Genomic DNA, 20,998 nt, shown 5'->3' with positions numbered 1-20,998 from the left:
GGTACCTGAGCCATTAGGGTCATGGCAGTGGAGCCGCTCCTGCCCAGCGACCCGGAACGGGTCCATGACCACCGCCTGCTCGCCCGTCTCGGCGCGGGCGGCATGGGGGTCGTCTACCTCGGGCGCTCGCCCGGCGGTCGGGCGGTCGCGATCAAGGTCATCCGGCCGCGGTTCGCGGGCGACGCCGAGTACCGGGCTCGGTTCCGTCGCGAGGCCGCCGCGGCGCGGACGGTCACCGGCACCTTCACCGCGGCGGTGCTCGACGCCGACCCGGAGGCCGCCGAGCCCTGGCTCGTCACCGCCTACCTTCCCGGCCTGACCCTGCGCCAGACGATCGTGACCTTCGGGCCCCTGCCGCTCGACTCGGTGCGCACGCTGGCCGCGGGTCTCGCCGAGTCGCTCGCCGACATCCACCGCGCCGGGCTCGCGCACCGCGACCTCAAGCCGGGCAACATCGTGCTCACCGCGTCCGGGCCGCGGGTGATCGACTTCGGGATCGCCAGGCAGGAGGACGCGACCGCGATCACCCGCGCCGGCACGGTGCTCGGCACGCCGGGGTTCATGGCACCGGAGCAGGTGAACGGCATGGTGGCCGGGACGGCCGCCGACGTATTCGCGCTCGGCGCGGTGGTCGCGTTCGCCGCGACCGGGCGGGAGCCTTTCGGCACCGGTGACACCGACGTCGTCCTGCGGCGGGTCGTCGCCGCGGACGCCGACGTCGCCGGCATCGACGACCGCGTGCTTTCCGACCTCCTCGCCACGTGCTTGCGGGTCGACCAGCGCGAGCGGCCGCCCGCCGTCGCGCTGCTCGACCGGCTGGGTGACGCCACCGGGGCCACCGACGCCACCGGGTGGCTGCCGGCCCGGGTCGCCGAGGCGATCGACCGCCACGCCGCGGCCGCCCGGCGCGTGCTCACCCTGCCCGGAGGCGGCGACGAGCCGCTGGACCGGCCGGCGCAGGGCGCGTCGCGCTCGCTGATGAGCGAGCCGACCATGGACCCGTCGGTGCCCGTGCCGAGCCCCGAGCCGCGGCGGGTCAGCAGGCGGACGGTCCTCATCGGCGGCGGGGTCGCGGTCGCCGCCGGCGCGGTGGTGGGCGCGGTGGCACTGCTGGGTGACGACGAGCACCGCGCGGCGCAGGACGGTGCCGCGCGGTCGTCCACCCCGGGCGTGCTCACCCGGACGGGCGCCGCGGTCGAGTGGCGAGTGAAGGTCAGCACGTCGATTCCCCAGCTGTACCTCGCGGGTGGGACGGTGCTCGCGTCCTCGTGGGGCAGCGTCGGGATCCGCGCGCTCGACCCGGCGACGGGCGCGCTCGCGTGGCAACGCGACGCGGAAACTGTCAGCGCGACCGCGGGTGACACCGCCTTGCTCGTCAACCCGAAGGGCTGGCGGGTCAGCGCGGTCGACGGCGCCACGGGAAGTCCGAAGTGGACATACGACCCGCCGGCCGGCGAGGTGTCGCGGTCCGCCGTGGTCGCGGGAAGCGTCGTGTGCTTCGGCACCGGCATGCTGCGTGCCATCGGCGCCGCCGACGGGCGGCCGCGCTGGACCGCGGACGTCCGGGGCGAGCGGGGGTTCGTCGCCGCGGGCGACGTCCTCGTCGCCGCGACCCTGGAGAAGGTCACCGGCGTCGACCTGGACACCGGCCGGGTCCGCTGGACGATCCCCGTCCCGGAACAACCCGCGGACCCGCAGGCCGCCAACGGGATCGCGTACGTCTGCGACGCCAAGGGCACGATCCGCGCGGTGCGCGCCGCGGACGGGGTCGTGGGGTGGCAGCGGCCGGGCCTCGGCAGCAGCGCCTTCGTCTGGCTGGTGGCCGACGCGAACGCGATGTACTACGCCGCCGACGGCGAGATCCGCGCCTTCGCGGCCGCCGGCGGCGCGCCACTGTGGACCCGCCCGATCGGCAGGCGCACCGGCGCGACGGACCCCTACGACAACGTGGACAAGAGCACGATCGCCCTCGTCGGCGACACCCTGTACGTCGTGTCCAACACCGCGCATCTGTACGCCCTGGACACCGCGGACGGCAGCGTGCGGTGGGACCACGGCAACGTGGCGGCGTCGTGGGGCGTGGTGGTCTCGGACGGGCTCGTGCTCGTCGGCACCGTCGAGGGATACGTCGAAGCGATCCGGCCACCGGGTGGAGGCTGAGGTGCGGCCACTCGAGCACGGCGACCCCCGCACGATCGGACGCCACCGGATCCTCGCGCGCATCGGCGTGGGCGGCATGGCGATCGTCTACTTCGGACGGTCGCTCGGTGGTCGCACGGTCGCGGTCAAGGTGATGCACCTCGAGTTCGCCGCCGATCCCGAGTACCGGGACCGTTTTCTTCGCGAGGTGGCGGCCGCGAGGACGGCCGGCGGGCGGTACAGCCCCGGCGTCGTCGACGCGGACCCGGACGCGCCGGTCCCGTGGCTCGCCATGGAGTTCCTGCCGGCGGTGTCGCTGCGGGAGGCCGTGCGGGACCACGGCCCGCTGCCGCGGGAGTCGGTGGCGCCGCTGGCGGCGGGGCTCGCCGAAGCGCTCGCGTCGATCCACGGCGCCGGGATCCTGCATCTGGACCTCAAGCCCGGCAACGTGTTGCTCACCGCGGAAGGCCCCCGGGTGATCGACTTCGGCATCGTGGGCGGCGTGCGGACCGGGGCCGGCGCGCACAGGGCGGGGTCGCCCGGGTTCATGTCGTCCGAACAGCTCGCGGGTGCCGCCACCGGCCCGGCGAGCGACGTCTTCTCCTACGGCGCGACGCTGGCGTACGCGCTCACCGGCACACCCCGGCTCGACGCCGCCGGCGACCCGTTGCGGGCGCTGGTGGCCCGCTGCCTCGACGCCGATCCGGCCGCCCGTCCCGCGGTGACCGAGCTGGTGTCGGCGACCCGGATCGCCGCGTCCGACGGGATGTCCGACGGGATGTCACTGCCCGCCGAGGTGGTCGCCGAGATCCACCGGCGGGTGAGCGAGGCGGCGAACCCGCCCGTGGCCGGGCCGGCCGCGCCACCACCCACCCCGAGGGTGAGCAGGCGGGCGGTGCTGCTCGCCGGCGGTGCGGCAGTGCTCGGGGGCGGCGCGACGGCCGCGCTGGCGTTCGCCCGCGACGAGCCGGTGAGCGGCAGGGCACTGCCCGGCACGACGACGGTGCGGACCACGACGACCACGACCGCCCCGGTCGCCCCGATCACGGAGTCGGACGACCGCACGCTGGAGATCATCGTGTCCGGTGAGAGCACCCTGTACTCGTTGACGACCACCGTGCGCGGCCAGGCGGAGTCGGTACGGAACGTGGCGCTGCCGTGGCGGCGGATCGTGGACATCCCGGCCTGGCCGGAGCCGGTCGCGTGGCGGATCGACTACCACCACTCCGCGGGCAGCTTCGGGTACGAGATCATCGTGGACGGCCAGACATACGCGTCCGGCGGCGAGGACAGCACCGGACAGGACGTCACCGACTTCGCGGAGGGCACCGTCTGAGCCGAGATCCCCCGGAAGGAGACGTCATGCCCGCACTTCCCGCGCACGCCAGCCTCGACCGGCTGCGCCACCAGGCCACGGACCTGCTGCACGCGGCCCGCCACGGCGAGTCCGCCGCCCAAGCCGCGCTGACGGCCCTGTCGGCGCGTCCCACGCTGGTCACCGCCCGGCTGGCGGTCGCCCGGGGCTACGGGTTCGCCGGCTGGGCCCGGCTCGAGGTCGAGGTCGAGCGTCGGGAGATCCTCGACGGGGGTGACGTCGACCAGCTGACCGCGTTCCTCGCCGACCACCCCGGCCTGGCGACCGAGCCGATGGATCACTGGCGGGATCAGCCGAAGGGCGCGACCCCGCTCGGATATGTGGCCATGCTCCGCTACGACACCGCCGGCAGGGTCTGGCGCGACATGCCCGGCACCGGCGGGATGGCCCGGGCTCTGCTCGCCGCCGGCGCCCTGGTCGACGGGCGACCTGAGGACCTGGAGACGCCGTTGGCCACCGCGGCCAGCTACGGCGACGCCGAGGTCGCGGCGGTGCTGATCGCCGCGGGCGCGGACCTCGACGCGACCGCCGCACCCACCTCGGGCGGGGTGCCCGGCGGCACCGCGCTGTGGCACGCGGCGGTGTTCGGCTTGACCACCGTCCTCGCCAGGGCCGGCGCCCGGGTCGGCGGCATCGCCGAGGCCGCCGCGGTCGGCGACGTCACCGGCTGGCTCCGGCCCGACACACCGCCGCAGGAGAGGGTCCGGGCACTGGTGATGGCCGCCGACCATCAGCGTCTCGACGTGATCGACCAACTCCTCGACGCAGGCACACCGGTCGACGCCACCGACGCCCGGTGGGGACGCCAGGCACTGCGTCAGGCGGCGATGAACGGCCGGGTCGCGAGCGTGACGCACCTCATCGCGCGCGGCGCCGACCCCGACCACCGGGATCTGACCGAACACCGCACCGCACTGGAGTTGTGCCGCCTCCACGACACCGGCACCAGCCCGGACCACGCGCGGGTCGAAGCCATCCTCGCGCCGATCACCACCGCCGCCGAGTAGCGGCGCCGGGCGTGTCGGGAGCCGGTGAACGCCGTGTGGGTACCCGAGTTCAGGAGCGGCTACGCTTCTGCGCGAACTGGTTCCGCGACCGGCGCGCCGCCGTCCCCGTCGGCCGGCTGACGCCGAAAGGACTCGATCATGAGCCAGCCGGTACCGCTGAGGCCGGAACAGCAGCGGCAGCTCGTGTCGCAGATCGGTCAGGCCGTGACCGCGTCGGTCCCGCCGCGCTCGCGGCAGGTCCAGGTGCACTACCGAGCCGCGGGCCGGCACATCGAGGTGGACCTGGTGGTCCACGGACCGGACGGGGCCACCCGGGCGGAGCGGCCGAGCGAGGAAGTGGTGCGCCTGCTCGGCGCCCTGCGGTCCGGGATGTACCAGGCCGAGAGGGGGACCTGGCTCGCCGCCGAGCTCACCTTCCGACCGGACGGACCGCCGGCGGTGGAGTTCGTCATCGACGAGGAGCCGCGCTGGCGGCGAGTGCCACCGCGGGTCGGCTACCGCGACGAGCTGGCCATGTTCCCGCGCGCCGACGAGTTCGTGCCGGCCTGGCTGTGGCAGCGGACCGGCGCCGACCCGGTGCCGACGCCCACAGCCGCGCGGCCGAGCATCCGGACGCCTCGCATCCATGACGGGTTCAACCGGGAGGGTCATCCCGTGGTGCGCCGGCTGCCGCTGGCCGCCGAGGAGCGTCAGCGGGTGCTCGACTACCTCGACGGTGCGCCGGTCGTGCTCGCCGGGCGGGGGCTTGCCGAGGACGCCTTCAACCCCGACCGGCCGGCCGCGGTGCCGATGACCATCCGTACCGACGGCAGCTGGGTCTGGCCCGGCGCGGTCTCCTACTACCTGCGTGAGCACGCCGTGTCGCCGGACCCGGACCTGCTCGAGCACATCAGGTCGCGGCAATTCGTGGTGCGCGAGGTGGACGAGCCGGCGAGGCAGCTGGCCATCGCCGCCGTCACCAGCGAGCCGTCCCTGGACTGACTGTGAGTACCTTCTAGCCGAGCGCGGCGAACGTGTCGGCGATCCGGTCGCGGCCGGCGCCCGCGGCCACGAGGAGCCGAAGCAGCACCCGGCACGTGCCCGACCCCGAACGCCGCGACCACGAGCCCGTGGTGGGTGGCGGCGAGCTTGTCGAGCAGTACCCCGTCGTCGTCGAGTGTGGTGGTGTAGAGCGCGATCCTGGTCGCCGCCAGGGCGGTGCGGGAGAACCCGGTGATCGGGCGCACCCTGGCCACACCGGTCAGAAGGCGCGGCGCACCCTCGACGACGTGGCCGACCGGCCCCACGTCGGGGGAGCCGAACGGGGCCGTGCTCGTGCTGTGCGCCTTCCGCGCGTACCGCGCGGCATGGATCTCGTCGTTGAACACCACCAGTGCGCCACGACCCCGCGCCGCGGCCGACGCGGCCACCCGCACCGCCGCAAACACGTTCGCCGGCCCGTCCGCGCCGGGCAGCGTCGGGTTGCGCATCGCGCCGGTCACCACGAACGGCACGTCGTGGGTCCACACCGAGTCGATGAGGAAGGCGGTCTCCTCCAAGGTGTCCGTGCCCTGGGTGAGCACGACGCCGCGAGCGCAGTCGGCCACGGCCGCACCGGCCGCGTCGACGATGTCGAGAACGTCGCCGAAGGACAGGTTCGCGCTGGGCACGGCCCGGACGTCACGCACGTCGAGGTCGACACCGGCACCGACCTCGAGACCGGCGGACCAGCTCGCGGCCACCCAGCCTGGTCACCACCCCGCCCTGCCGTCCGGCCATCGCGATCGTGCCGCCAAGGGTGAACAGAACCACGCCTCCGTGAGCCACCGGCCCACCGTAGGCGGCGGCGGCGCCGCACGGCCGCGCGACGACCCGGTTGCGCTGATCACCCAGCCGGTCCGCGACGGCCTGGAGCGTGTAGCCTGTAGGTGGCGGCCCGCTCAGTTCTGCCTCGGGCCGCGTTCTCTTGTCGACCACCACGCGCCGCGACCCACCGGGTCAGCGCCGGGCAGGACGACCCATCAACGTTTCGGAGTTACCACATGGCGGCTCGCCGCCCTCGCAACACTCTCGCGTCCACATCCGACAGTTCACCGACCGACGGTCCGACCTTCGTCCAGCTGGGCGTGCCGGCCACGCTGGCGGCGGCATTGACAACCCAGGGGATCGTCACCCCGTTTCCCATCCAGACCGCGACATTGCCGGACTCGCTGGCCGGTCGCGACGTGCTCGGGCGCGGCCGGACCGGGTCGGGCAAGACCTACGCGTTCGCGCTGCCCGTGCTCGCCCGGCTCGCCGCAGGCGGCACATCTCGGCGTCCGGGCCGGCCGAGGGCGCTGGTCCTGGCTCCCACCCGCGAGCTGGCCGACCAGATCCGGGCCGCGATGGCCCCGCTCGCCAAGGCCATGTCGCTGCGCATCATGACCGTGTACGGCGGGGTCCGCCCCGGTCCGCAGATCTCGGGCCTCAAGGCGGGTGTCGACGTGGTCATCGCGTGCCCCGGCCGGTTGGCCGATCACCTCGAGTCCGGTCACGTGCGGCTCGACGCCGTGGAGGTCACCGTGCTCGACGAGGCCGACCACATGGCCGACCTCGGCTTCCTGCCGGTCGTCACCCGGCTGCTCGACCAGACCCCCGCGGACGGTCAGCGGCTGCTCTTCTCGGCCACTCTCGACGGCGGGGTCAACGTGCTGGTACGGCGCTTCCTGCACGATCCGGTCACGCACAGCGTCGACCCGGTCTCCTCGCCGGTCGCGGCCATGTCCCACCACGTCCTGCACGTACAACCTGCGGCCAGGCTCCCGGTGCTGGTCGACCTGACCGCGGCGCCCGGGCGGACGCTGGTGTTCACCCGTACCAAGCGGGGCGCCACCAAGCTCACCCGCCAGCTCGTCGCCGAGGGGGTGCCCGCCGTCGAGCTGCACGGCAACCTCGGTCAGCCGGCACGCACGCGCAACCTGCTCGCCTTCGCCGAGGGCAGCGCGGCCACCCTGGTCGCCACCGACATCGCCGCCCGCGGCATCCATGTCGACGACATCGCGCTGGTCATTCACGCCGACCCGCCGATGGAGCACAAGGCATACCTGCACCGCTCGGGCCGCACGGCTCGGGCGGGCGCGTCCGGCACCGTGGTCACCCTCATGACCGACGCGCAGGTCGCCGATGTCCGTGACCTCACCCGCAAGGCCGGCATCACCGCCACCGTCACCCGCCTGCGCCCGGGCCACCCGCTGCTCGCCGAGCTCGCTCCCGGTACCCGCACCTACGTGGCACCGAGCGCGCCGCCGGCGCCGAGTGTCCACTCGGGCCGGCGCGGCCGACCGGCCGGCACCCAATCCCGACGGGCCAAGACCTCCCGTGCGCGCGCCCGGTCCGCGACGTCGAGCTCCACCGGCACCCAGGCGACAGCGGCCGTGAAACCCGCTGGTGCGGCGGCGTTCTCCGCCGGCACCCGGGCGGGCCGGCGCCGCGGCCGCTGAGTCGACCGAACCCGACCTCGGGAGCGATGTCTTGACGTCCCGAGAAGGCGGCTCTATGTTCGTACCAATTACGGTCCTGTCCGTAACCAGTCGCCAGAGGCATTGCGCCGCGAGTGACGGGTTAGGTCGGGGTCGGTCGAGGTTCGCCATGGCGCTGCGAGGAGAACGACGTGACGAAGACTCTTCGGTGGATGCGGCCCGTCGCCTTCTCCATCGCCGTGGTCATGACGGGCTTCGTCGGCGTGGTCGCGGACGCGACCTCGGCCGCCGCGACCATCTCCCAGGACTTCGGCCCGGTCGTCATCACCGATGTCCCTCCGACGCCGAGGGACCCCGATCTCCCCGCGACCCAGAAGGTCGTGCACCTGGCCACCGTCGACACCCCGATGGCGGCCGGTTCGACGGCCTATGTCTACTCGGAGCTGCGGGCCTACAACGCCGACCAGGTGAACCTGATCGACAACGAGGTCCGGTGCGCGGGCGCCGGCGCCTCCAACGTGGTCATGGGCGAGAACATGCTCCCCCCACCCGGGGACCCGGCCCACCGCGACATCAGGATCGTCACCCGCTTCCTGGTCTCGGCGACCACGAGCGGCACGTTGACCTGCAAGCTCTACCTGCGGACCGCGTCGACCTCCTACGAGGCGGGCCGGGAGACCGTGGAAGGGACCCTGAGGTTCGCGTCGACCTCGGTCGGTGAGGACGTCAACGGGCTGGCCGTCCAGAAGTCCCTGCCCGTCGGCAACCCCGCCGTCATCTCCAGCATCACCGCGCCGGTGATCGACCGGACGCTGCCGTCGGGCTACAGCCGGCTCGCGGTGATCGCGGACGTGGAGTACCACCGCTGCGCGGGAAACCCGGCATGCGCGTACGGCTACTCGAAGGCCCGGTTCACGCTCACCGTGACCACCTCGGGCGGGACGGGATGTGCGAGCGCGCCCGTAGCCCAGACGGAGGAGACCGTGGCGACGGGGGTCAACCACGCCGCCGTCCCGCTCTACACGATCGTGCCGTTGGGACCGGGATGCACCCACGTCCACGCCCAGGTGACGACAACGCATCTCGCGGGCGACGTCGGGTCGGTGGGTGGCGCGGCCGCGGGGCTCACCGACTCCACCGGCCAAAGTGGATCCTCTCCCAACCACACCTCGGCGATGACGCACCTGTTCGCCGTGCCGAGCTGACCATCCAGACCAGACGCATCGAGAGGAACTGCTGTGCGGCAACGGAGAACAGTGCTCAAGGTCGTGGGCTCGGCCCTGCTGCTCCTGCTCGTCTCCAGTGGGCTCCCGCCCGCCGCCCAAGCGGTCCCGGGGCACGAGCCACCAGGTCCCGTGGGGCCGCGGTCGCTGGGGGTGCCCTTGCAGGACGTCCTCCTCATCGGCGGCACCGTGGGGACGATGCCGGACGGGCGCCGGGTCATCTGGTCGGCGTCGTCCGGCACCCCCGCCTACCTCAACGCCGTGGATCCAACCTCGGGAGCGCCGCTGCTGAGCGCGGCCCTGCCCGGATCCAGCGGTGCCTACGGCGTTGAGCAGGCGCCGGACGGCACTGTGTACGCGGGCACCTACGGCGCGGGCCGGCTCTACCGGCTGGCACCCGGTGCGACCGAGGCGGAGGACCTCGGGGTGCCGATCGCGGGGGAGGCCTACATCTGGAACATCGTCGTCGCACCGGACGGCACGGTCTACGGCGGCACGTCGCCGGGTGGCAAGGTGTTCAGCTGGAACCCGACGACCCGAACGTTCCACGACTTCGGCGTCATGGCCGCGGGGGAGACCTACGTCAAGAGCATCGCGTACGCGAACGGCAAGATCTACGCGGGCGCGTACGCGTCATGGGCGATCACCGAGCTGGACCTGGCCACCGGAGCGAAGCGCCCGCTGCCCCAGCCGCCGGGGTTGACCGACCCGACGGGCAAGGTCGTCAACGACCTGCGCGCCTACGGCAGCTACCTCTACGCGCGGGAAGGCACCTTCCCCGGCCCACTGCGGGTCTACGACCTCGCGGCCGGGACCTGGTCGGACACGGTCGACGGCGCGGCCGGTCTCGACGTGACCCCACCCGGTCCGGACGGGCGGGTCTGGTTCTTCCGGCAGTTCGAGGCGGGTTCCGCCGAGCTCATCGGCTACGACCCCGTCTCCCGCGGCCAGCAGCGGACAGGGCTCAAGGCCTACGGACGCATCGTCAACACCCGCGGCATCGGCTGGGACGGGACCAGCGTCGTCGGGCTGTTCTGGCGCGGCCTGATGTTCCGCTACGACACGACGACGGGACAGTTCGAGACGAAGCGCGCCGGCGTGCCGGGTCAACCGACCCAGGTTCTCGCGCTCGCCTCCGGTCCGCGCGGCACGGTCTACGCCGGCGGCTTCCTCCAGGGCGGGCTCGCTGCGGTGTCCACAAAGGACGGGGCGGCGGACTACCACCAGTTCAGCCAGATCGAGTCCCTCCTGCCCACCCGGCAGGGGCTCGTCGTCGGCGCCTACCCGGACGCCCGGGTGTACCGCTACGACCCGGCCAAGCCCTGGTACAGCTCGGAGTACTCCGACACGGCGCCGGGCGGCGTCGAGAACCCGGTGAAGCTCCTCGACCTCAAGGCGCACGTCCAGAGCCGTCCCCAGGGCGTCGCGGAGACCGCGGGCAAGGTCGTCGTCGGCTCGACCCCGTCCGGCAACACCCTCGGCGGGACGCTGTCGGTGCTGAACGCGAGGACCGGTGCGGTCGAGCGGGTCACCGACCAACTCGTCACCGACGAGGGGATCACGTCCATGACCGCGGGCCGCCCCGGGGTCGTCTACGGCGGCACGACCGTCGCGGGTGGACTGTCCACCACCCCGCCGACCCAGGACCGGGCGACCGTCTTCGCCTACGACGTCGTGCACGGGAAGAAGCTCTGGGAGGTCAACCCCTCGGCGGCCGCGAAGACGATCTCCGCGGTCACCACGGACGCGCGTGGCCGGCTGTGGGCGATCGTCGACGGCGACGTGCTCGAGCTGGACACCCGGACCGGTCGCACGCTGCGCACGTTCGACACGACCCCGGGTCACTCGCAGGCGGGTCAGCTCGCCCTCGACGACAAGGGCAGGACGCTCTACGCACTCGTCGGCGGCGAACACGTGATCAAGGTGGACACGAACCGGAAGAAGTGGCAGCCGCTGCTGGACCAGCCGGCCCTGCGCATGGTCTACAACGCGGGGGAGCTGGTCTTCGCGCGGGACGCCGAGCTGATCGCCTGGCGCGTGTCGAAGAGGTAGCGAGACACATGCCGGTTGTCGACCTGCCTCTCGACCAGCTCCTGCGTTACCGGCCCGAGCTCACCCGCGAGCCCGACTTCGACGAGTTCTGGCGCGACACCCTGGACTCGGCGCGCGCGTGCCCGGACCGGCCGACGGCCACCCGCGTCGAGGCCGGAGTGCGCGCCGTCGACACCTATGACGTGACGTTCGCCGGGTGGGCGGGCGAGCCGATCCGAGGGTGGTTGGTGCTGCCGAGGGGTGGCACCGCCCGCTGGTGCGTCGTCGAGTTCCAGGGGTACGGAGTCGGCCGGGGCCGCGTGCACGAGCACCTCCTGTATGCCGCGTGCGGGATCGCGCACCTCGTCGTCGACGCGCGGGGACACTCGTGCGGGGACACGGGGGACCGGTCCGCCGCGTCGTCGGGACCGCACGAGCCGGGCTTCATGACACAAGGGGCGAACGACCCGAAGGCGCACTACCTCCGTCGCCTGGTCACGGACGCCGTGCGGGCCGTGGACGCGGCCCGCACGCTGGATCTCGTGGCATCCGACGAGATCGCCGTGGCCGGGCTGAGCCAGGGCGGTGGCCTCGCGCTCGCCGTGTCCGGTCTCGTCACGGGTCTGCGGGCGGTGCTTCCGGACGTGCCGTTTCTATGTGACTACCGGCGCGGGGCCGTTGTGTCCGACCGGGTCCCTTACCTCGAGGTCGCCCAGTTCCTCCGGAAGCGCCCCGAGCTGGCGGAGCAGACGTTCCGGACCCTGAGCTACTTCGACGGCATGAACTTCGCCGCCCGGGCCGAGGCGCCCGCCTTGTTCTCGGTGGCCCTGATGGACCCGATCTGTCCGCCCTCGACGGTGTTCGCCGCCTACCACCACTACGCGGGCCCCAAGGACATCCGCGTGTACCCCTTCAACGAGCACGAAGGAGGCGGTGCTCTGCACGCCATGGCGCGGGTCGACTTCCTCCGTCAGCTGGCGGAGTTCTGACCCAGCAGGGAAAGCAGCCCGGTGCCGGTGTCGACGAGCCGTTCCGGTTCGCCGGCCGCCACGGCGCTGATGACGGTCTCGTACGTCGGCTCGCCGGCGAACGCCTCCCGAGTCGGCAGGTAACCGACGTAGCCGCCGACGTAGCCCAGCAGGAGCACCTGCTCGCCACCGAGCGTCTCGACGGCGCGGGACCGGAGCCCGAGGAAGGGCTCGCCGGGCAGGCCGACGAGGCCGACGCTCCCGAGCCGGGCGGCACGGACGGTGGCGGGCAGGGGAGCGTCGGAGTGGCCCAGGGACCGGCGGAGTCGCCGGGCCTGGCGAAGGGTCTCCTCCTGCCGCGCGGACCCGTCCGATGTGGACCTGCCACGGTCGTCCGCGTCGTCCCGAGTCTGCTCGCCCGGAGCCAGGGTCACGTCGGCCGCCGCGGTCAGGACGGCGTCGTCGCGACCGACCGGCGACGGTGCCGAGGACTGGCGGGTGAGCGCGGCGCCACGACCTGGTCCGCGACGACGCGACCAAGTCGGTCGCACTCATCGGGATCCGTGCCGCGGCGGACGCCGCGGGTGCTGATGTCGCCCGCCGCGCCGGTCACGACGACGACCCACGGCGCGCGTCCGGTGGCCGCGAGCCGTTCGGCCGAGGCCCGGCGCACGGCCCCGGCGAGGTCCGCGCTCACCACGGTGCTGCCGGCCGGCAGCACCGTCGGATGGACGGGCAGCACCACCAGAGCCCCGTCGAGGTGACCGGTGTGGAACGAGACCAGGTCCACCGGCACGGGCAGCGCCCCATCCGGTCTACTTCGGACCGACGCCACGCCGGCCACGGCCACCGTGGTGGCGGTGAGCGACCCCGACAGCTCGCCGGCGACGGCGTCCCGGGTCGCCTGCCGGACGGCGGCCGCGCACACCTCGGTCCACGGCGCCGGCGTCTCGGCCCCGCGCGGCCGGCAACCCGTCTCCGGACCGGAGTGCGTGTGGGTGGCGCACACCCAGGACTCGTCGACCCCGAGGTCCACGAGAGCGTGCCGGACCGCGCCGGCGAGATCCACGTTCACGCAGATGAGGTCCAGGACGACCAGAGCGAACCGGCGGGATCCATCGGTGAAGGTCACGACGTGTGCCTCGAGCTGGTCGGCGATCCCGCTGCTCGGTCCGCGACGGTCCACGTAGCCGCCCATCGTCGAGCCGTCCGGGACCGGGATAGGCGCGGCGCCGTGACCGACTCTCACCGGGCGCCCAGCGGGCCGGGCAGCCGCGACCGGGCGCCGGCGGCGACGCCGACGAGGGCGGCGAAGGCCGGGGGCGGCCCCGTCGTGGCAAGGAACATGGCACCCGCCAGGGAGCCCGCGGGAGCCGGCCCGACGACGAGCCCCAACTCGGTCGCTCGCTCGGTGAACGCGGATCGCAGGGCCGGGCTCCGCATGAGCTGCCCGACGGCGCAACACCGCGGATGCTCCCCGGCCGCCAACGAGAGCCGCGCGGCGAGCGCGGCGCTGGTGGCGAGGTCGGTCGCCGCCCGGGCGACGATCGCGCCGGCGACCTGGTCGCCTTCCTCGGCGGCGCGCAGCACGTCGACGGCGAAGTCGGAGATGATCTCGGTCGGGTTGGCGGCGGCGTGCAACCTCCTGGCCGCGTCCAGACCCAGTCCGCCGAGGTGGCGCCGTGCCGACTCCATGAGCGATGTCGGCGCGCCACGTCCGTCCATGGCCGAGAAGGCGGCGCGCAGCCCGGCACCGCCGATGGCGACACCACTGCCATGGTCGCCGAGGATCGGCCCCCAGCCGTCGACCCGGGCACAGGTCTGGCCGTCGGACCAGAGCGCGATGGCGCCCGTGCCGGCGGACACGACGACTCCGGGCGCGCCTCGGAAGGCCCCGAGATGCGCCGTGACCGCGTCCTCCGTGACGAGGACCCGTTCGGCGCCCAGCCGGGCGCGGAGCTCCGCGGCCAGCTCGCGGCGCGCGTCCTGGCTCTCCGGAGCGGCGGTGGTGCCGACGGACACCACATCGGGTGGCCTCGGGAGGCGAAGGCTCGCCACCGCGTCGACCACGGCGTCGGCGCCGGTGGAGCCCAGCTCGGAGCCGCGGGCGAGCGACAGGCCGGGCGCGGCGCCGTGCACACTCGCCCCGCTCTCGACGCGAGCCTCGGCCCGGGTGCCCGACTTGCCCTGGTCGACCGCGACCACGGTCGGCTCAGCCACGGTCGGCTCACCCACAGTCATCTCGGCCACCCCGGGCTCAGGCCTCGACGGGCCGCAGGCGCGCGGCCCACGACTGTTCGGCCTCGGCGTTCGACGTGTCCGCCCCACTCGTGTTCATCGACCGGTAGACCGGGACGTGCACCTGCCGCCGGTCCAGCTCCTCGATCGCGCGGGCGACCAGGAGCTGGGCGATGAGCACGCCGCCCAGGGTCGAGGTGCCGCAGGCGTAGCCGCCGGTCTCGAGGGCGACGACGGCGTCGCCGTGCGGGGTGAGGGTGTCCACGACGACGTCCGCGTTGTCGAACAGGGTCGTGCCCGTGGTGTCCCGGCTGGCCACGGCCCGGCTGTGGGCGAGCGAGCCGACGGCGACCACCGGCACGCCGCGGTCCCGCACGAGCCTGGCCATCTCGACGATGGCCGGGTTCATGCCCGAGTTGGACGCGATGACCATGACGTCGCCCGCCCGCACGTCGTGCAGCGCGAGAACGGCTTCTGCCACGCCGGGCTCGCGCTCCAGCCTGGGGTCGCGAATCGACTCGGGCGCCTGTCCGCCCCAGAGGACGAGATCCTTGATGGACAACAGGTTCGTGGGGATGAAGCCTCCGGCCCTGGCGACGAGCTCGAGCGCGACGCTGCGGGAGTGACCGGTGCCGTAGGCGTGGAGGATGCCACCGGCCGCCAGGGCCGCCGCGATCATCGCGCCCCCGGCTGCGATGTTCTCGCGTTGCTCGTCGACCACCCGGCCGAGCTGGGTGAGTGCCGTCGTGGCGAAGGCGTCGGCTGCGCTCATGGTCGTCTCCTCCTCAGGCCAGCCAGCGGTCCAGGTACTCGCTGACGAATACGTCGTCGGCGAGCTGGGGATGTTCACGTCGAACCCGGTCGATCTCCGCGTGCTGCCCCGGGGAGAGGACCTCCCCCGGGTCGAGGCACCGCGTGCTCGCGACGAGCCCTTGGTCCTTGAGCACCTGCTTGATGCCCGGGATGCAGCCTCGGAAGGCACCGCGTGCGTCGAAGATCGCGCTGTTCGCATCGGTCATCCGTCCGGACAACGCCAGGAGCTCGGGGTAGAGGCCCGATTCGCCGGCCTTGGCGCGGCGGGCGAGGTCGAGGAGCTCGACGGCCCGTGCGGCCCACACGCCCCATTGTCCGAGCAGGCCACCGCGGATGTCGACCCGCGCACGGTCGGGTCCCGTGCCGAAGTCGAAGGACGTCAGCAGGTCGGCCACGATGTTGTCGTCGTTGCCGGTGTAGAGCGCGAGGTCGCCTGCTCGGCCGGCCTGGTGGACGCCGCGCGCCACGTCGAGGGTCTGGTAGCGGTCGAACGGAGCGACCTTGATGGCCAGGACCTGGGGAATGAGCGCCGTCCGGGTCCAGAACTCGGGCGAGAGATACCGGCCACCCGCCGACGGTTGCAGGTAGAAACCGACGACCGGGAGCACCTCCGCGACGGCGCGAGTCCGGTCCAGCAGCACCTCCTCGTCGACGCCGTCGAGACCGTTGGGGCTGAGCAGGACCGCGTGGTAACCGAGCCTGGCCGCGCGTTCCGCCTCGGCGACGGCCTGGCGCGCCGGACCGCACGCGCCGGCGATGAGGACGATGCTGCGCCGGGACCAGTCGGCGACCGTCTCGGCCGCGAGCTCCAGGACGGGATCCAGCAGACCGACCGCACGGATGGCGAACTCCGTCGAGTGGACGCCGACGGCGAGTCCCCGGGCTCCCGAGTCGAGGTAGTAGCGGGTCAGCGCGCGTTGGTGGCTCGGGTCGAAGCCGCCGCCGTCGTCCAGGGCCAGGGGATGGGCAGGAATGGCGCAACCCTGTCTCAGGATCGTCAGAGGGGGTGTGTCGTCCGCCCTGACCGCAGCCGGATCGGCCCCCGGGTCAGTCCTGGTCATCCACAAGACTCCGTCGCGTCGCAGTGACAATATCGGTCCTGACCGTAACTGTGCCGAAACGGCCATGTCAACGTGGGTGGATCGATCACGCACGGGCTTGACGAGACGACTTGGGGTCATTACGGTCCGGTCTGAAATCCGATGAGATAGGGGTTGTCGCGATGATGTCGAAGCGCTGGTCAATCGTTCCCCTCTTCGTCTGCCTGCTGACTGGCGCCTCGCTCGCCGCGTGCGGGAGTGACGACGGGTCGGCCGACGGGGAGGGGGCCGGGGGATCGATCACGGTCCGGGTCTATCCGCTGAAGGACGACGCGGCGGACAAGGCGTTCTGGGCGACCCAGATCGAGGCCTTCAAGAAGGTGAACCCGGACATCGCCGTGACGGTGGACGTGCAGCCGTGGAAGGACCGCGAGACGACGCTCGTCACGCAGATCACCGGTGGCAATGCCCCGGACGTGGCGTACATGGTCCCGGACGAGCTGCGTGCCATGCAGGCAAAGGGCGCCCTCGAGCCGATCCCCGACTCGGTGTCGACAGAGGGGTACCGGCCCTCCGCGCTGTCCGCCGTGACCGTGGACGCACAGCTGTACGGTGCGCCGATCCTCATGAGCGTCATCCCCGGGACGTGTGACAAGAAGGTGCTGACCCAGGCCGGCGTGACCACGCCGCCGGCGACCTGGGAGGACCTCATGGCGATGGCGCCCAAGCTCAAGGCGAAGGGCCTGTACGCCACGCAGGTCGACGCGACGAACGCCGCCGCGCTCAACACGACGTTCTACCCCTGGGTGTGGCAGGCCGGCGGGGACATCTTCGACAAGTCCGGAGAGCTGTCGCTCAAGAGTTCCGAGGCGGTCGAGGCGCTGACCTTCCTGACCGACCTGGTCGACAAGGGATACGCGCCCAAGTCCGAGGCGACGACCGCGGTCCCGCTCGAGCAGTCCGCCATCGCGAAACGTCAGGTGGCGTGCGAGTTCCAGATCGAGCCCACCCTCCTGACCGAGCAGTGGGGCGACGACCGGGTGGTGATCCCTCCGCTGAAGAACAAGGAGCAGAAGACCTACGGGACGGTGGGCTCCTACACCATCCTCAAGGGATCCAAGAACAAGGCGGCCGCCGCGGAGTGGCTCAGCTTCGTCACGACGCCCGAGGTCATGGCCGCGGTCGACAAGTTCGGCGGCTACTTCGCGCCCAAGACGACGGCACCCCTCGAGTACGCGCCGGGAACGGTCGAGGCGGAGTCGGCCAAGTACCTCGACATGACCTACACCGGGCCGGCAGTGGCCAAGGCGCGGGAGATCCAGGCGGTCGTCGCCCCTGAGGTCCAGGCCGCCGTCCTCGGCGAGAAGACCCCGGAGCAGGCCCTCGACGACGCCGCGGGAGCCGCGCAGCAGATCCTCTCGAAATAGTGTCCCGACCGCAGGTGGTGGCGGCGAGGCCGGCTCGCCCGGCCGAGGTCTCGGCACCCGGGGAAGGCGCCCGGGTGCCGAGACCTCGCTTGGCCGGGCGACATCGGCGGGACGCCCTGATCGGCTTCGCCTTCGTCCTCCCCATGCTCGCCTTGTTCGTCGCCTTCCGGTTCACGCCGTTCTTCGGCGGCGTCGGGCTGGCCTTCTCGAACATGGACCTCGGCGGTGCCATCAACTGGGTGGGCCTGGAGAACTTCCGGTACATGCTGGGGGACCAGCTCTTCTGGAAGGCGCTCACGGTCACCCTCGTCTACACGGTCATCGCCGTCCCACTGGTCATCGCGGTGTCCATCGGGCTGGCGCTTCTCGTGCGTCGGGCCTTCGCCGGGGTGCGGTTCTTCCGGTCGGTCTTCTTCCTTCCGGTGATCACGTCGTTGGTGCTGGCCGGCGTGATCTTCATCTGGATCTTCAACGACGGCGGCCCGGTGCCGTCGTTGATGTCCGCACTGGGCGTACCGACCGGGTCATGGCTCACCAGCTCAACCCTGGCACTGCCGGCGGTGGCGATCGTGGCCGCGTGGGGAAGGTTCGGGTTCGACATGCTCGTCGTCCTCGCCCGGCTCAACGAGATCCCGCGGGAGCTGGAGGAAGCGGCCCTGGTCGACGGCGCCGGACCGTGGCAGAGGTTCCGGCACCTGACCCTGCCGCAGCTGCGCTCGGTGGTGTACTTCCTCGTGGTCATCGAGACCATCTCGTCGTTCCAGGTCTTCGACGCGGTGTACATCATGACCGGCGGCGGTCCGGTCAACTCGACCTACACCATGGGATACATGCTGTACGACCAGGCATTCAAGTTCTTCAACTTCGGCTACAGCGCGGCCGTCTCGATGGTCCTCTTCGTCATCGTGCTCGTGTTCACGGTGGTCCAGCGGGTTGCCTTCGGAAAGGAGGAGACATGAGCGACGTCCTGTTCAGACCCCGACGTCTCGGGCGGGTGCTCGTCCCCCTGCTCCTGGCGGTGGCAACGCTCGTCACGCTCTTTCCCTTCTACGCCATGGTGGTCCTGTCGTTCAAACCGGCGTCCGTGCTGACCTTCCCGGACGCGCTGATCCCAACGGGTCTCACGGCCGAGGCGTACCGGATCGTCCTCTCCGCGAACAACCTCGCCCGCTGGATCCTCAACACTCTCGTGTACGCACTGGTGAGCGTCGTCCTCGTCCTGCTGCTCGCGTCGATGGCGGGCTATGCCTTCGCGAAGAAGCGGTTCCCGGGGCGGACCGCGGTGTTCTGGTCGTTCCTGGCGATGCTGATGGTCCCGTACCACATCACGCTGATCCCGACCTTCGTGATCTTGTCGAAGCTGGACGGGGTCAACACGTACTGGGGCCTCATCGTCCCCACCCTGGCCAACGCCCAGGCGACCTTCCTCATGCGTCAGTTCATCGCCGGGATCCCGGACGAGATCATCGACGCCGCCCGCGTGGACGGGGCCTCGGACCTGCGGATCTTCGTTCAGCTGATCCTGCCGCTGTGCCGGCCGATCCTGGCCACTCTCGGGCTGTTCGTCTTCCTGTGGCACTGGAACGACTTCCTGTGGCCGCTCGTCATCGGACAGGATCCCGAGATGCGCACCCTGACCACCGGTATCGCGGGGCTGATGCGGGAGTCCCAGCCGCTGAACGTGACGCTGGCCGGATCCGTGGTGGCGCTCACGCCGATCTTCCTCGCGTACCTGTTCGCCCAGCGACATTTCACCGAGGGTGTGGCCATGACGGGAGTGAAGGGCTGAGATGGTCGCCGACGAGACCGAGCTCGAACAGCTGTTGTCGACGCCGTCGCCTGCCCTGGTGGCGGACCTGTGCGCGGGCGACGGCGACCTGGTCGTCCTTGGCGCGGGCGGGAAGATGGGGCCGACGCTGTGCATGCTCGCGGCCCGCGCCCTGGCATCCGGTGGTCGCCCGGACCGCTCGGTCATCGCGGTCTCCCGGTGGACCGATGACGCCGTGCGGCAACGACTCGGGGCGGCGGGGGTGCGTACGGTCGCCTTCGACCTCCTCGGCGACCGGCCGTACGACGAGCTGCCGGACGCCGCCGACGTCGTGTTCATGGTCGGCGCCAAGTTCGGCAGCGCGGGCAACCCAGCGCCGCTGTGGCAGACCAACGCGGTGGTCGCGGGCCTGGCGGCGCGGCGCTACCAGGGGTCGCGAATCGCCTGTTTCTCGACCGGAAACGTCTATCCCTTCGTCGGCCCGGCGAGCGGCGGGGCGACCGAACGCGACGCCGTGGGTCCGGTCGGGGAGTACGCGATGTCGACGCTCGGGCGGGAACGGGTCATGACCTACGCCGCGCAGCGGTACGGCACCCCGATGACCCTGATCCGGCTCAACTACGCGGTGGAGCTGCGGTACGGCGTTCTCGCCGACATCTGCACCGCGGTCCGCGACGGGCGCCCGATCGATGTCGGCGCCGGTTATGTCAACGTCGTCTGGCAGGGCTATGCCAACGAGGTCGCGCTGCGGTCACTGACGATCGCAACCCCGGAGGTCGAGATCCTCAACCTCACCGGACCGGAGACGTTGTCGGTCCGCGCCCTGGCGGAGGCTGCCGGCGACGACCTCGGTGTGGCGCCGGCGCTGACCGGGTCGGAGGCCGAGACCGCGCTGCTCAACAACGCGGCGCGCTGTCATGAGCTGTTCGGTGTGCCCGACGTGCTGGCCCCGACCCTGCTGCGGTGGCAGACCGACTGGGTTCGGCGCGGGGGCGTTCTGTGGGACAAGCCCACGAAGTTCCAGGTGCGGGACGGTCAGTTCTGAGAGTTCGCCCGACGGCTTCGACGAGTTCCGGCTGTTCTGCACCAACTGCCGCGTCAATCCGGCAACCTTCAGCCTGAAGCGCGGCGATCTGCGCAGGCCGCACCACGACCAGAGCAGCGTCCTCATAGGACGGACGTGGACCGGCGGGCCGTCGAACTCGAGCTGCACAGCCGGTCGGCGTCGTGCCTTGGTCGGGCGGAGCTGTTTGTGCGGGCAGGGAAGTATGTCGCGGTGTTGGCGAGTGATCTGGCAACAGACTCCCGGCGGGAGACACCAGGAACGTCGAGCGAGACCTGACAAGCTACAAACCCACATGGGTGAATCTGCTTGCTGTGTAAGGAAAAGTTGGTGGTCGCCGGTAGAACTGAGCCATGTTCGATGAACGTTGCGCGCTCCTCACCGAGAGCGTTGAGTACACCCGGCAGAGCGCTCAACGCGCCGCGGAGTCACTGGGCCGGATCGCGAAGTTCGTTGCCCTGCACCAGGG

Annotated in this window: 17 protein-coding genes and 1 pseudogene; 12 read left to right on the top strand and 6 right to left on the bottom strand. The window is 72.0% G+C overall.

The window, feature by feature from the left end:
* Positions 1–21 precede the first annotated feature (21 nt).
* From GEV28_RS15640 to GEV28_RS15625, 4 genes are all read left to right on the top strand, one after another.
* On the top strand, positions 22–2,160 hold the full coding sequence (locus tag GEV28_RS15640; RefSeq protein ID WP_291412796.1) for a serine/threonine-protein kinase: 2,139 nt from the start codon (positions 22–24) through the stop codon (positions 2,158–2,160).
* A gap of 1 nt (position 2,161) precedes the next feature.
* Entirely contained in the window at positions 2,162–3,475 is a 1,314-nt protein-coding gene (locus tag GEV28_RS15635) for a serine/threonine-protein kinase (protein WP_291412795.1), read from the top strand.
* A 26-nt stretch (positions 3,476–3,501) separates the two neighbouring features.
* Complete coding sequence (locus GEV28_RS15630; protein ID WP_291412794.1) at positions 3,502–4,521, top strand: ankyrin repeat domain-containing protein; 1,020 nt, start codon at positions 3,502–3,504, stop codon at positions 4,519–4,521.
* A 138-nt stretch (positions 4,522–4,659) separates the two neighbouring features.
* Complete coding sequence (locus tag GEV28_RS15625; RefSeq protein ID WP_291412793.1) at positions 4,660–5,502, top strand: ferredoxin; 843 nt, start codon at positions 4,660–4,662, stop codon at positions 5,500–5,502.
* Positions 5,503–5,783: 281 nt separating this feature from the next.
* Here GEV28_RS15625 and GEV28_RS15620 read toward each other — a convergent pair.
* Positions 5,784–6,188: pseudogene (locus GEV28_RS15620) on the bottom strand (asparaginase domain-containing protein); the annotation flags it as partial.
* Between the two features lie 354 nt (positions 6,189–6,542).
* On the opposite strand from GEV28_RS15620, the gene GEV28_RS15615 reads away from it, so the two are divergent.
* The 4 genes from GEV28_RS15615 to GEV28_RS15600 all read left to right on the top strand — a co-directional run bounded on the left by GEV28_RS15615 (position 6,543) and on the right by GEV28_RS15600 (position 12,201).
* A complete protein-coding gene (locus tag GEV28_RS15615) occupies positions 6,543–7,979 on the top strand; it encodes a DEAD/DEAH box helicase (RefSeq protein ID WP_291412792.1) in 1,437 nt (478 codons plus the stop codon).
* 170 nt (positions 7,980–8,149) lie between these two features.
* Positions 8,150–9,163 (top strand): hypothetical protein, encoded by a 1,014-nt coding sequence (locus GEV28_RS15610; protein WP_291412791.1) that lies wholly within the window; start codon positions 8,150–8,152, stop codon positions 9,161–9,163.
* 51 nt (positions 9,164–9,214) lie between these two features.
* Positions 9,215–11,233 (top strand): PQQ-binding-like beta-propeller repeat protein, encoded by a 2,019-nt coding sequence (locus GEV28_RS15605; RefSeq protein WP_291412790.1) that lies wholly within the window; start codon positions 9,215–9,217, stop codon positions 11,231–11,233.
* An 8-nt stretch (positions 11,234–11,241) separates the two neighbouring features.
* A complete protein-coding gene (locus GEV28_RS15600) occupies positions 11,242–12,201 on the top strand; it encodes an acetylxylan esterase (RefSeq protein ID WP_291412789.1) in 960 nt (319 codons plus the stop codon).
* Here GEV28_RS15600 and GEV28_RS15595 read toward each other — a convergent pair.
* Genes GEV28_RS15595 through GEV28_RS15575 form a run of 5 tightly spaced genes read right to left on the bottom strand, consistent with a single transcriptional unit; the run spans position 12,183 to position 16,292 of the window.
* The gene (locus GEV28_RS15595) at positions 12,183–12,614 is read right to left on the bottom strand and encodes a hypothetical protein (protein ID WP_291412788.1); all 432 of its coding nucleotides are present in this window, start codon (positions 12,612–12,614) and stop codon (positions 12,183–12,185) included. The two genes, GEV28_RS15600 and GEV28_RS15595, sit on opposite strands and share 19 nt — an antisense overlap.
* A gap of 14 nt (positions 12,615–12,628) precedes the next feature.
* Positions 12,629–13,378 carry a hypothetical protein gene (locus GEV28_RS15590; protein ID WP_291412787.1) on the bottom strand — a complete coding sequence of 250 codons (750 nt, stop codon included), beginning with the start codon at positions 13,376–13,378 and terminating at the stop codon, positions 12,629–12,631.
* A 47-nt stretch (positions 13,379–13,425) separates the two neighbouring features.
* Complete coding sequence (locus GEV28_RS15585; protein WP_291412786.1) at positions 13,426–14,421, bottom strand: N-acetylglucosamine kinase; 996 nt, start codon at positions 14,419–14,421, stop codon at positions 13,426–13,428.
* Positions 14,422–14,437: 16 nt separating this feature from the next.
* Positions 14,438–15,190, bottom strand: coding sequence for a sugar isomerase domain-containing protein (locus GEV28_RS15580; RefSeq protein ID WP_291412785.1), 753 nt, complete (start codon positions 15,188–15,190; stop codon positions 14,438–14,440).
* A 13-nt stretch (positions 15,191–15,203) separates the two neighbouring features.
* Positions 15,204–16,292: a dihydrodipicolinate synthase family protein gene (locus GEV28_RS15575; protein WP_291412784.1), complete on the bottom strand. Its 1,089-nt coding sequence runs from the start codon at positions 16,290–16,292 to the stop codon at positions 15,204–15,206.
* A 161-nt stretch (positions 16,293–16,453) separates the two neighbouring features.
* On the opposite strand from GEV28_RS15575, the gene GEV28_RS15570 reads away from it, so the two are divergent.
* From GEV28_RS15570 to GEV28_RS15555, 4 genes are all read left to right on the top strand, one after another.
* The gene (locus GEV28_RS15570; RefSeq protein ID WP_291412783.1) at positions 16,454–17,698 is read left to right on the top strand and encodes an ABC transporter substrate-binding protein; all 1,245 of its coding nucleotides are present in this window, start codon (positions 16,454–16,456) and stop codon (positions 17,696–17,698) included.
* 89 nt (positions 17,699–17,787) lie between these two features.
* The gene (locus GEV28_RS15565) at positions 17,788–18,657 is read left to right on the top strand and encodes a carbohydrate ABC transporter permease (protein WP_291412782.1); all 870 of its coding nucleotides are present in this window, start codon (positions 17,788–17,790) and stop codon (positions 18,655–18,657) included.
* Positions 18,654–19,487 (top strand): carbohydrate ABC transporter permease, encoded by an 834-nt coding sequence (locus GEV28_RS15560; RefSeq protein WP_291412781.1) that lies wholly within the window; start codon positions 18,654–18,656, stop codon positions 19,485–19,487. The genes GEV28_RS15565 and GEV28_RS15560 overlap by 4 nt, the downstream gene beginning before the upstream one ends.
* 1 nt (position 19,488) lies before the next feature.
* Positions 19,489–20,511, top strand: a complete 1,023-nt coding sequence (locus tag GEV28_RS15555) for an NAD(P)-dependent oxidoreductase (RefSeq protein ID WP_291412780.1) — start codon at positions 19,489–19,491, stop codon at positions 20,509–20,511.
* The last annotated feature ends 487 nt before the right edge of the window (positions 20,512–20,998 follow it).

The organism is Actinophytocola sp., assembly GCF_009379765.1.
GTDB lineage: Bacteria > Actinomycetota > Actinomycetes > Mycobacteriales > Pseudonocardiaceae > Actinophytocola.
This window is presented reverse-complemented; position numbering and strand designations above follow the sequence as displayed.